This window comes from Agromyces sp. Y182, from assembly GCF_059445385.1.
Genome location: NZ_JCAIUF010000002.1, coordinates 826,567 through 838,548, shown reverse-complemented (window position 1 = coordinate 838,548; position 11,982 = coordinate 826,567). Strand labels below are relative to the sequence as shown.

The following is an 11,982-nucleotide window of genomic DNA, read 5'->3' as shown; positions in this document are numbered from 1 at the left end:
GTGAGTCAAGCGGCTCACCACTAGCAAAGTAATCCAAACCAAGTCATGAGTCAAGCGACTCACCTCTCTGGCATACTGGGCGCATGCCCCGCGAACTCTCCGCGTATCACCGCCGGATCGCCGCAGCGAACCGTGCGGCCATCGTCGACGCGGCCACAGGCCTGTTCCTCGAGCACGGCTACGACCGCACCTCGCTCACGCGCGTGGCCGAGCGCGCCGGGGTCTCCAAGGCGACCCTGTTCAAGCAGTTCCCGACGAAGGCCGAGCTCTTCGAGGCGATGGTGCTCGCGGCCGGCGATGCACCTGCCGGAGAGGTCGTCGACCCGCCGACCGGGGACTTCAGCGCGGGCCTGACCGCCTTGGGCAGCGCGTACGTGGAGCTGCTGAACCGCCCCCGCATGGAGCAGTTGATCCGCACCCTGATCGGCGAGTCCCAGAGGTTCCCCGAGCTGCGCGAGCGCACGTTCGATTTCGGCACATTGCCCGTGTTCGCGGCACTGGGGCGGTACCTCCGCGCGGAGGACGCCACTGGATCCGCACACATCGATGATCCGGATGCCGCGGCAGCGCAGTTTCTCGGCATGATCTCCACCATCGTCTTCTGGCCTCGCCTCATCCATGGCGGTTGGTCGCTCAGCGAGGACGAGACGCGCAACGTGGTGGACGAAGCCGTGCAGACGATCGTCGCACGGTACGGCGTGGCCTGACGCCCTATCGGAGCTCGCGCTGCCAGATCGCCTCGAGGCCGCACCGCTGGAAACCGAGGGCGATGTTGATCGCGAGCATGTGCTCGTTCTCGTCGGCGTTCCACGTGTAGACGACGGTGCGCTCGGGTGCGGTCTCGGCGAGCCGCACCAGGTTCGCGAGCTTCACGAGCATGCCGAGCCCGTTGCCGCGATGTGCACCGACGACGAGGGTGTCGTACTGGTAGGCGAACTCGCGCCCGATCGGGAGTTCGAGCTCCGTGTAGCCCGCGACGTCGCCGTCGCCGGTCACGGCCGCCGCCACGAGCAGGCTCGTGCCGCCGCCCAGCGACTCGGTCTCGCGATCGCGCACTCGAGCCGCATCCCATCGCTCCTCATCGATGATGACGCCGCCCGCGGGCACGTCGAGCACCATGCGCTCTCGAGCGGCCGCGTAGGCGTCGACGAGCTCGGCCGGGGTGCGATCGGTCCAGCACGCGACCCGGTAGCCGCGGGCAATCGCACGAGCCGCACGCGACTCGAGCTCACGATGGAACTCGTCGGCGCGGCCGGCCACGGTGAGGCTGCTCACCCGTTCGAGTTGTTCGAGCGAGTAGCCGTGGGCCGAGGCGAACCCGGCGGCAGGGGTGGATGCCGAGAGCCCGGCGTCTCCGTCGGGGGCGTGCAGCATCCGCTCGTCGGCGGGAGGTGCCGGCGCATCCGGATGGTCGGAGTACGCGACCACCGTGGAGCGTCCGAGGTCGCGAGCCGCGTCCTCGGCAGTGGCGAGGAGCCGCGACCCGATGCGTCGTCGGCGGTGCGAGGGGAGCACGCCGAGGCTGAGCTCGATCGTCGCCGCTCGTGCATGCCGCTCCCAACCGAGACCCGCCCTGCCCACCATCGTCTCGCCGTCCCAGGCGCCGAAGAGCGCATGTCCGCGATGAGCATCGTTCCGGTGCTGCCCGAGCAGCATCGACGCGGTCTCCGCGAAATGATCGTGACCCCAGTTCGCCCGCTCGAGTCGGAAGCCGAGCTCGGCGTACGCCTCGAACTCGACCGATTCGACCGTGCCGAGCGCACTCGGCACGAGCACCGGGCGGATGTCCACGGCCATCATCCTGCTCCTCGCTCAGCCGTTCTGCCACACCGAATCGACCGCGTCCGGCTCGAATCCGAGGGCGATGTTGATCGCGAGCATGTGCGCGTTCTCGTCGGCGTTCCAGGTGATCACGCGCTCACGCTCGGGGGCGGCATCACCGAGCTCGATCAGGTTCGCGAGTTTCATGCGCATGCCGAGCCCGTGGCCGCGGTGGTCGGCGAGCACGAGCGTGTCGTCCTGGTAGGCGACGTGCTTCCGCGGTGCGAGCACGAACTGCGTGTAGCCCGCCACTGCGCCGTCATCGGTGAGCGCGGCCGTGAAGATCGTGCGTCGTCCGGCGTCGAGCGTGCGCTGCTCCTCGGATCGGACCCGGTCGGCGTCCCAGGTCTCCTGCTCGTAGTCGATCTCGCCGCTCGGTGCGTCGACCGACATCCGTTCGCGCGCGTGGGCCATGGCCTCGACGAGTTCTTCGGGAGTGCGATCGTGCCAGCTCACGAGCCGGTAGTCGGGAGACGACGTCTCGTGGCGTGCCAGCCGCTCGCGGAACTCCGTTGCTCTCCCGGTCACCGGCATCGCGCTCATCCGGTCGAGTTGGCCGAGCTCGTAGCCGTGAGCGAGCGCGAAGCGAGCGGCCGGCTCGTCTGCCGCGATACTCGTATCGCCTTGCGGTGCACGCAGCCGTTCGCCCTCGTGCTCATCGCCGAAGCGATGGGTCGCGCGCAGCACGAGCGTGGGCCGGCCTGCATCGCGAGCAGTCTGCTCGAGTTCGGCGAGCAACCGGCTGCCGAGACCACTGCGGCGCTGCTCCGGCGAGACCCCGAGCACCGTCGAGAATGCAGTGGTCGCGTCGGGATCCACTTCCCACATCACGTTCGCCGCACCGATCAGACGGTCGCCGTCCCACGCGCCGAACGCGCGCCGTCGGGTGTACTGTCCGTCGCTGGAGAACACGAGCAACTCATCGGCGCCGTAGCTGAGGTCATCGGTGTCGTGCACCTCGACCACCAACGTCTCGGCGAACGCTGCGAATGCCTCGAAGTCGGCTGATTCAGGGGTCCCGAGGGCCTCGGGCACGGGGATCTGACGGATCTCGACGTTCATCTGAAGAACTGCACTTTCCGGCCCGCATCCGCGCGGGCAGCCGATCAGGCTATCGGTGCGCTGTTTCGGCCGCAACCGCGATCGCCCATCGGCGGCGAGGGCGACACGGCGCGGGGCATCCGCTCGGGTACGCTTTCCGAGGTATCCGCACCATTGAGCCGCACGGGGGGCCATGTACCTGAAGAGCCTGACGCTCAAGGGCTTCAAGTCCTTCGCGCAGCCGACGACGTTCGCGTTCGAGCCCGGCGTGACCTGCATCGTCGGTCCCAACGGCTCCGGCAAGTCCAACGTCGTCGACGCGCTCGCCTGGGTGATGGGCGAGCAGGGGGCGAAGACGCTTCGCGGCGGCAAGATGGAAGACGTCATCTTCGCGGGAACCTCGACGCGAGGTCCGCTCGGCCGTGCAGAGGTCAGTCTCACGATCGACAACAGCGACGGCGCACTGCCGATCGAGTACAGCGAGGTCACGATCTCGCGCACGCTCTTCCGCAACGGCGCGAGCGAATACGCGATCAACGGTGAGAACTGCCGGCTGCTCGACGTGCAGGAGCTCCTCAGCGACTCGGGGCTCGGCCGTGAGATGCACGTCATCGTCGGGCAGGGCCAGCTCGACCAGGTGCTGCGCGCGACCCCCGAAGATCGGCGCGGCTTCATCGAGGAGGCCGCCGGCATCCTGAAGCACCGTCGGCGCAAAGAGAAGACGCTGCGCAAGCTCGATGCCATGCAGGCGAACCTCACGCGCCTCTCCGACCTCGCGGGCGAGATCCGTCGACAGCTGAAACCGCTCGGTCGTCAGGCCGAGGTCGCGCGCGAGGCCGCGACCATCGCTGCCGTCGTACGCGATGCGAAGGCGAGACTTCTCGCCGACGAGGTCGTCGGCCTCCGCAGGGCGCTCGACGAGCACGGCAAGAGCGAGCACGAGCGCCACGCCGAGCGTCTCGTGCTGCAAGACCAGCTCGAACAGCACCAGGCGAAGATGACCCGGCTCGAGCAGGCGCAGATCGGCGACGCCGTCGACCGGGCCAGGTCGACGACCTTCGCCCTCGAGCAGGCCCAGAGCGGCCTTCGCTCCCTCGATTCGCTCGCCAGCCAGCGCATCGCCCTGCTCGGCAGTGCAGCAGAGCAGACGGATGCCTCGCCGAGCGTGACCCGCGCGATGATCGACGAGGCCGTGGCCGAGCTCACTGGCATTCGCGACGGCGTCGGCGCCGCGGCATCCGCACTCGACGACGCTCACGAGACCACGATGCGACGGCGGACCGAGCTCGACACCGTCGACGAGGGCATCGCGCGCCAGAGCGCGTTGGTCTCCGCGTACGACCTCGAGCTCTCCAAGCTCACCGGCCAGGCCGACACCGCCGCGTCGAAGCTCGCAGGCGCGCGCGGCGAGGTGCTGCGCCATGCGAATGCGCTCGAGGCATCGGCTGAACGCCGTGCTGCCGCCGCCACCGCGCTCGCGTCGGCCGAAGCCGACGCCGACAGCGGCGAGACCGCGGAGACCGACCTCGACGAGGCGTACGAGCTTGCTCAGGCGGCGGTGTTCGAGGCCGAGGCCGAGATCGAGCGCATCCGTGAAGAGCTGCACGGACGCGAACGCGAACACGGCGCACTCGGCGCCCGCACCCAGGCGCTCTCGCTCGCACTCGACCAGAAGGACGGCTCGGCGGCACTCGTCGCCGCTGGCGTGCGCGGCGTGCGCGGTCTCCTCGCCGAGGCCCTCCAGGTCGAGCCCGGCTACGAGCCGGCCATCGCCGCCGCCCTCGGCTCGCTGAGCGACGCGGTGCTCGTCGACGACCGCGACGCGGCGTTCCGCGCCCTCGAGCATGCCGAGCGCGGCGAACTCGGCCGGGTCGCGCTCACGCTCGCCGACGCCGGTGTCACGCCCCCGGCCTCATCGTCGATCGCGGGGCTCACCGCGGCATCCGACATCGTCACCGCACCCGCCGGCGTGCTCGGCTTGCTCGCCGACGTGCTGATCGCCGACGACCTCGACGCCGTGCGCGCCGCCGAATCCGCCCTCGCGAAGCGGGCGACACCGGCCACCGTCATCACGAAAGACGGCACCGTCGTCGGCCGATTCGTGCTGCGTGGGGGCTCCGGCCGCAAGCAGAGCCGCATCGAACTCATCGCCGAACGCGATCGGGCTGCTGCTCGACTCGACGAGGTGCGCGCCGAGATCGAGCGGGCGCGGTTCGAGCTCACCGAGCAGCGGCAGATCGTCGAGCAGTCCAAAGACCAGGCGAAGCGTGCGCTCGCCGCGCTGCGCGAGTTCGACGCCCAGCTCGCCCAGCGCACCGAGCGCTTGAATCGTGCACGCGTGCAGGCCGAAGCCGCCGACGCAGAGAGCGAACGCTTGCGGCAGGCCGCAGCGAACGCCGAAGAGCGCGTGGTCGAGGCCGAGCAGTTCGCCGCCGCGGCGAAGACGGCGCTCGAGGCAGCACGTGCCGAGGCGCGGCCGGTGCTCGAGACGAGCGCGCGCGATGGGGCGCTCGCCGCGCTCGAGTCGGCACGCGAAGCCGAGGTCGAGGCGAAGCTGCGCCTCGAGACGGCGAAAGAGCGTGTGCGTGCCGAAGAGGCCCGCATCCGCGCCATGGAAGCGCAGTTCGAAGCAGAACGGCAGGCTGCAGCGGATGCCGCGCGGCGGGCCGTGATCCGTCGTGCCCAGCTCGAGGCGGCCACCAGGGTCGCCGACGTGCTGCCCGCGGCACTCGCCTCGGTCGACGCCTCGGTCGCCGAGGCGCGTGTCGCACTCGGACGTGCCGAAGCCGAGCGGGCGAGCCGCAACGAAGAGCTGCAGGCGGTGCGCCGCGACGAGGCCGCCGTGCGTGAGCGCCTGCACTCGGTCACCGAAGACGTGCACGGGCTCGAACTGCGCATCTACGAGAAGAAGCTTCACGTCGGCGGGCTCGTCGAGCGCGCCGAGTCCGAGCTCGGCCTGACCGAAGAGGTGCTCGTCGACGAGTACGGCCCCGACCAGGAGATCCCCGCTGAAGACGAAGACGGCGAGCCCCGCCCGTACCGGCGCGAGGAGCAGCAGCGTCGGCTCGCGCAAGCCGAACGCAAGATCGCCCAGCTCGGCCGGGTGAATCCGCTCGCGCTCGAGGAGTTCGCGGCGCTCGAGCAGCGCCACCAGTTCCTCACCGAGCAGCTGACCGATCTCGCGAACACACGGAAAGACCTGCTGACGATCATCGAAGAGATCGACGGCAAGATGGAGTCCATCTTCCGCAGCGCCTTCGAAGACACCAAGGCGGCGTTCGCCGAGGTCTTCCCGGTGCTCTTCCCGGGTGGCGCAGGAAACATCACGCTCACCGACCCCGAGAACATGCTCACCACGGGCATCGAGGTGAGCGTGAAGCCCGCGGGCAAGAAGATCGAGCGCCTCTCGCTGCTCTCGGGCGGTGAGCGTTCACTCGCAGCAGTCGCGCTGCTGATCGCGATCTTCAAGGCCCGGCCCAGCCCGTTCTACATCATGGACGAGGTCGAGGCGGCGCTCGATGACGCGAACCTCGGTCGACTGCTCACGACGCTCGAGTCGCTGCGCGAAGACTCGCAGCTCATCGTCATCACGCACCAGAAACGCACCATGGAGATCGCCGACGCGCTCTACGGCGTCTCGATGCGGCAAGACGGCGTCTCAGCGGTCGTCGGACAGCGCGTGCGCGAGGAGCGTGAGGCGAAGGCGAGCTGACGGATGCCGCGGCATCCGCTCGTCGTCGGCGCCGTGTCGTTCAGGTGAGCCGGCGATCGTCGGACTCGACGATGCGGAACCAACGGTAGCCGTACGCGTCGAGGTGCACGTCGATGCGCCCGCGCTCGTCGAGGTCGAACCTGTCGGGCGCGAACAGGTCGGAGAGCACCGAGTCGGCTGCGACAGCGCCGAGTTCGAGCGAGACGACCGTCGGGGTGGGGGCGAAGTTGTGCACCGCGACGAACCGGCCGACATCCGCGGTGATGCGGTGTGCGAGCACGGCGTCCTGCCCGCTCGACAGCACCTCGTGGCGGCCCCAGCCGATCTCGGGCGAGCTGCGGTAGCGCACCGCGAAGCTTCGGATGACACTGAGCAGCGAATCGGGGTCGTGCATCTGCGCCTCGACGTTGACATGTTCAGGCGCGTAGCCGTCGCCGGGCGGTGCCGCGGGAAGCCGGCCCGCGGCGGCGCGCGAGAAGCCGCCGTTCTTTCCACCGGTCCACTGCATGGGGGTGCGAACGGTCATCCGGCCGCCCTCATCGCGGTTCTCACCCATGCCGATCTCCTCGCCGTAGAAGAGCACTGGGGTTCCCGGCAGCGAGAAGAGCAGGCTGTACACCATTCGGATTCGGCGCGGGTCGCCGTCGAGCATGGTCGGCAGCCGCCGCGCGATGCCGCGATCGTAGACGCGCATCCACTCCTCGGGGGCGAAGGCGTCGAAGACCTCTTCGCGTTCGGCGTCGCTCAGCTTGTCGAGCGTGAGCTCGTCGTGGTTGCGCACGAAGTTCGCCCACTGGGCCTCGGGTTCGAGCTGGGGCCGTTTCGCGAGAGACGCGGCGAAGGGCCGGGCGTCCTCCCTCGCAAGTGAGAGGTAGAGCGCCTGCATGCCGAGGAAGTCGAACTGCATCGTGAGCTCGGGCGGATTGCCGGGCCGGCCGAAGAACTCGACCTGCTGGTCGTACGGCAGGTTCACCTCGCCGAGCAGCACGGCTTCGCTCGAGCGGCGCTGCAGGAAGCGGCGGATGTCTCGGAGGAACTCGTGCGGGTCGCCGATGTCGACCCCTTCCGGCGGCTCGATCAGGAACGGCACCGCGTCGACCCGGAACCCCGAGATGCCGAGCTCGAGCCAGTAGCCGACGGTCTTCGCGATCTCGTCGCGCACGGCCGGGTTGGCGATGTTGAGGTCGGGCTGGTGGCGGTAGAAGCTGTGCAGGTAGTACTGGCCGCTGCGCTCGTCGAGCTCCCAGACGCTGTCCTCCTCGCCGGGGAAGACCGTCTTCGCCTGCTTCTTCGGCGGCTCGTCACGCCAGACGTAGTAGTCGCGGTACGGCGAGTTGCGGCTCCGGCGCGCAGCCGTGAACCAAGGGTGCCGGTCGGAGGTGTGGTTCATGACGAAGTCGATGATCACCCGCATGCCGCGATCGCGGGCGGTGCGGGTGAACTCAGCCACGTCGCCGAGCGAGCCGAGCCGGGAATCGACGCCGGTGAAGTCGGTGATGTCGTACCCGTCGTCGCGGTCGGGGGTCGGCTGGAAGGGCATGAGCCAGATGCACGTCACGCCGAGCTCGGCGAGGTGATCGAGCCGGTGCGCGAGGCCCTCGAAGTCGCCCAAGCCGTCATCGTTCCAGTCCATGTACGTCTCGACGTCGAGGCAGTAGACGACGGCGGTCTTCCACCAGAGATCGCTGCGGTCGGTGATCCTCATCTGCCCACCTCCTTCAGGGCCGGCAGCACGTGCTCGCCGAATGTGTCGATGAAGGCGTCCTGTTCTGTGCCGACGTGGTGGAGGTAGATGCGATCGACACCGAGCTCGGCGATGGCGGCGAGGTGCGCGAGGTGGCGGGCGAGGTCGGCGGAGCACAGCAGGGTCTCGGACACCTGTCCCGGTGTGACGTCGGCGGTCCGTTCGTCGAAGTCTTGCGGTCGGTCGAGCTCCCACGCGACATTCGCCGGCACGAGGCTCTGGCGCCACTGGTCGTGCGCGATCGCGAGGGCCTCCGCATCCGTCGTTGCCCAGCTCAGATGGACCTGCACGGCGACCGGCCCGCGACCACCGGCATCGCGGTAGGCGTCGATGAACTCGCGGAGCGCGTCGTCGGGTCGATCGATCGTGATCACGCCGTCGGCCCACGTCGCGACCTCGTGTGCCGTCTCGGTGCTCACGGCGGCGGCGAACAGCGGCGGGGGAGTGGCTGGAAGACTCCACACGCGCGCCCGGTCGACTCGGATCAGTCCATCGGTCGAGACCTCGTCGCCATCGAGCAGCCGACGGATGACGTCGACGGTCGCAGCGAGCCGTGCGTCTCGTTCGTCCTTCTCGGGCCACGGGTCTCCGGTCACGTGCTCGTTGATCGCTTCGCCGCTGCCGATCGCCGCCCAGAATCGCCGCGGGTACATCTCGGCGAGGGTCGCGATCTTCTGTGCGGCGATCGCCGGGTGGTAGCGCTGACCTGGCGCCGTGACGACACCGAGCGAGAACCGGGTGGCCTCGAGCGCGGCGGCGAGCCAGCTCCATGCGTATCCCGAATGGCCCTGGCGCACGCTCCACGGCTCGAAGTGGTCGCTGCACATCGCGGCGTCGAAGCCGGCCCGCTCCGCATGCTTGACCGCCTCGAGCAGGCGGCTCGGTGGGAGTTGTTCGTGCGAGGCGTGGAATCCCACGATCGTCATCTGTGCTCCTTCCAACTCTTCGACCGTGCCCCGGAGCTGGCTCGGCGGCAACCCCTTGCAGGCGCGCGCAGATCGGTTGTACTCGCGCGCCGTAGGCTGGATGCATGGCAGAACGTGCATCGTGGTCCCTCGGCGCGGCCCTTCGCGGGGTCTTCGGCGCGAAGACGATCGACGACGACACATGGGACGATCTCGAGTCGGCGCTCATCCGTGCGGACTTCGGCCCCTCGGTGACCGAGGAGATCGTCGCGCAGATCAGGGCGCAGGTCGAGCGGTACAAGACCACCGACCCGAAAGACGTGCAGCGGATGCTCCGTGAGATCGTCGAGGAGCGGCTCGCGAAGTACGACCCGACCCTGAAGCTCACCGAGCGCCCCGCGGTCGTGCTCGTCGTCGGGGTGAACGGCGTCGGCAAGACCACGACGATCGGCAAGTTCGCGAGATTTCTGCGCAGCTACGACCGCAGCGTCGTCGTCGGCGCAGCCGACACGTTCCGCGCGGCAGCCGTCGACCAACTCGCGACATGGGCCGAACGCGCGGGCGTGGGCATCGTGCGGCCCGAGCGCGAGGGGCAAGACCCTGCCTCCGTCGCGTTCCAGACGGTCGAGCAGGCCAAGCGCGACGGCACCGAGATCGTCATCATCGACACGGCCGGGCGCCTGCACACCAAAGGCGGGCTCATGGACGAGCTCGGCAAGATCAAGCGTGTCGTCGAGAAACTCGCACCGATCAGCGAGGTGCTGCTCGTGCTCGACGCGACGACCGGTCAGAACGGGCTCGCGCAGGCTGAGGCGTTCATCGAGCACGGCGGGGTGACCGGCCTCGTGCTCACGAAGCTCGACGGCAGTGCCAAGGGCGGTTTCGTGCTCGCCGTGCAGGAGAAGACCGGGCTGCCCATCAAACTCATCGGCCAAGGCGAGGCCATTGGCGACCTCACAGGATTCACGCCGCACGTCTTCGCGCAGAAGCTCGTCGGCTGAGAAGGAGAACGACATGGCGATCGAACACGACTACTTCGGACTCATCGGCGACTACTGGGCCGAGCGAAAGGAATACGGCGACCAAGATGTCGAGGTCGTGCTCGATGCCGACGCCGACGAGGTCTCCACCCCGTCGCTCGACGCGGCGGCGACGATGGTCGGCGAGCTCGAGCTCATCGACGATGAGATCCGCGGCGTCTTCGTCGGCCAGCTCGATTCGGGCAGCAGCGTCGTCTCGCAGTTCCTCGTCGCGGTGCTCGATGGTGACGATGCAGAGGCCGCGAGCGAGGCGATCACTCGCGACTCGGGCGACCGGCACATCGATGCGCTCCGCTCACTGAGCCTCGTGCGCGTCGACTTGAGGCCCGACGCCGACGGCGACGGCGAGACGTTCGCCGAGTTCGAATACGGGCTCGCACCCGAAGACATCGACACGCGGCTCGTCGCGTCCATCGACATCGGCCGCGACGTCGTCGACCTCCGCTTCGACGCCTGAGCACTCCGCACGGAGCCGGGCAGGGCCTTCCGATCGTTGAGGGGATCGGGCGTGGAATGTGCCCGAAGTCGTATCGATTCGTGGTCGAGTTCGGGGTACCGTCCAGAGGTGCGCGATCCCGCGCGTCACGTGCAGCCGATCGAGTGAGCCGCCGAGGCGCTCTGAGAGCGCTGCATCTCGAAGGCCGATGCAGGAGAACGGCAAGTGGGGAACCGATATGCGCAGTGAAGGGTCCGCGGTGGCCGGCGCGGTGGTCGGCGAGCTGCACGCGCGGCTGGTGCAGCGCGGCAGTGCGTTGGCGACCGCCGAAGCGCTCGACGGTGGATTGGAGATCCAGGCCCGGTCCATCCTCGCCGAGACCATCTCGCAATTGGGCGGTGATACCTTCGCTTCGCGACTCGTCGAGGTCGAATATGGCGACCCCGAGATGCTGATGGCGCACGGGCAGCGTGCCGCAGCGATGGACATCGATCCATCGGAACCGCTGATGGCGGCAGAGGTGCTGTTCGACGTGGCGTTGCCGATCGTTGCCGATGCGGTCGCCGAGGCAGGGGATCGACGGCGGGATCTTGACGTCGCACGGGCGTTGCATCATGCGATCTGGCGGCGATTCCCGCCCGGCGCCTTGGCCTATGTGGCGGTGCTCCGGGATCAGCTCCGGTCGTCCGACCGTGAGGTGCGGCTGGGGCTCGCACGTGAGCTGCACGATCGGATCGCGCACGGCATCGCTGCCAGCGTCCAGCGGTTGGAGGCGGCCCAGATTCGTCGACCGGATGAGGAGGTCGCCAGGGCGATCGCGATTCTGCGTGATTCGCTCCGCGATACGCAAGACATCGCCGTTGACCTCAGGGCACAGGTCGGGGACAGCGAACTGGCAGAAGCCCTCGAGGAGTACGCCTACGCGACGGGTGGACGAGACACGCTCCCCGTCCATGTCGTGCAGGTCGGGGCGGTGAGGCCCTTGAGCGACCTCGCCCGGGAGGAGCTGTTCACGATCGTCACCGAAGCGACCAGGAACGCACGCACCCATGCACGGCATCCGACCTCGGTGGAAGTGCGGCTGGAGTGGTCGCTGACCGAGTTGCAGGTCACAGTCACCGACGACGGACAGGGCTACGACGACGCCGAGCGAGGTCTGACCTCGCTCGGGCTGAGAGGCATTGCGGAGCGAGCCGGGGTAATCCGAGCAACCGTGGAGTTCCTCAGGACCCCTGGTGCCGTCGGTATCCGGGTGACGCTGCCGTTCATCGGCGGGCCATGAC

At 68.8% G+C, this 11,982-nt stretch carries 9 protein-coding genes; 5 read left to right on the top strand and 4 right to left on the bottom strand.

All coding sequences use genetic code 11. From position 1 onward, the window contains the following. Positions 1–83 precede the first annotated feature (83 nt). Positions 84–707 carry a TetR/AcrR family transcriptional regulator gene (locus AC1C2R_RS18455; protein ID WP_495380865.1) on the top strand — a complete coding sequence of 208 codons (624 nt, stop codon included), beginning with the start codon at positions 84–86 and terminating at the stop codon, positions 705–707. Positions 708–711: 4 nt separating this feature from the next. Here AC1C2R_RS18455 and AC1C2R_RS18450 read toward each other — a convergent pair whose 3' ends face one another. Continuing rightward, the gene (locus AC1C2R_RS18450; RefSeq protein WP_495380864.1) at positions 712–1,797 is read right to left on the bottom strand and encodes a GNAT family N-acetyltransferase; all 1,086 of its coding nucleotides are present in this window, start codon (positions 1,795–1,797) and stop codon (positions 712–714) included. A gap of 15 nt (positions 1,798–1,812) precedes the next feature. Then, on the bottom strand, positions 1,813–2,883 hold the full coding sequence (locus tag AC1C2R_RS18445; protein ID WP_495353641.1) for a GNAT family N-acetyltransferase: 1,071 nt from the start codon (positions 2,881–2,883) through the stop codon (positions 1,813–1,815). Positions 2,884–3,055: 172 nt separating this feature from the next. Here AC1C2R_RS18445 and smc point away from each other — a divergent pair, with 172 nt between their 5' ends. Then, positions 3,056–6,574 (top strand): chromosome segregation protein SMC, encoded by a 3,519-nt coding sequence (smc, locus tag AC1C2R_RS18440; protein WP_495380863.1) that lies wholly within the window; start codon positions 3,056–3,058, stop codon positions 6,572–6,574. 40 nt (positions 6,575–6,614) lie between these two features. Here the strand turns inward: smc and AC1C2R_RS18435 are convergent, their stop codons facing one another. Both AC1C2R_RS18435 and AC1C2R_RS18430 read right to left on the bottom strand, forming a co-directional pair. After that, positions 6,615–8,279, bottom strand: coding sequence for an alpha-amylase family protein (locus tag AC1C2R_RS18435; protein WP_495380862.1), 1,665 nt, complete (start codon positions 8,277–8,279; stop codon positions 6,615–6,617). Then, positions 8,276–9,244: a TIGR03885 family FMN-dependent LLM class oxidoreductase gene (locus tag AC1C2R_RS18430; protein ID WP_495380861.1), complete on the bottom strand. Its 969-nt coding sequence runs from the start codon at positions 9,242–9,244 to the stop codon at positions 8,276–8,278. The genes AC1C2R_RS18435 and AC1C2R_RS18430 overlap by 4 nt, the downstream gene beginning before the upstream one ends. A 104-nt stretch (positions 9,245–9,348) precedes the next feature. Between AC1C2R_RS18430 and ftsY the strand changes: the two genes are divergently transcribed. From ftsY to AC1C2R_RS18415, 3 genes are all read left to right on the top strand, one after another. After that, positions 9,349–10,224, top strand: a complete 876-nt coding sequence (gene ftsY, locus AC1C2R_RS18425; protein ID WP_495353645.1) for a signal recognition particle-docking protein FtsY — start codon at positions 9,349–9,351, stop codon at positions 10,222–10,224. A gap of 13 nt (positions 10,225–10,237) precedes the next feature. After that, positions 10,238–10,720 carry a hypothetical protein gene (locus AC1C2R_RS18420; protein ID WP_495353646.1) on the top strand — a complete coding sequence of 161 codons (483 nt, stop codon included), beginning with the start codon at positions 10,238–10,240 and terminating at the stop codon, positions 10,718–10,720. A gap of 187 nt (positions 10,721–10,907) precedes the next feature. Further along, positions 10,908–11,981 carry a sensor histidine kinase gene (locus AC1C2R_RS18415; RefSeq protein ID WP_495380860.1) on the top strand — a complete coding sequence of 358 codons (1,074 nt, stop codon included), beginning with the start codon at positions 10,908–10,910 and terminating at the stop codon, positions 11,979–11,981. Position 11,982: the final 1 nt, after the last annotated feature.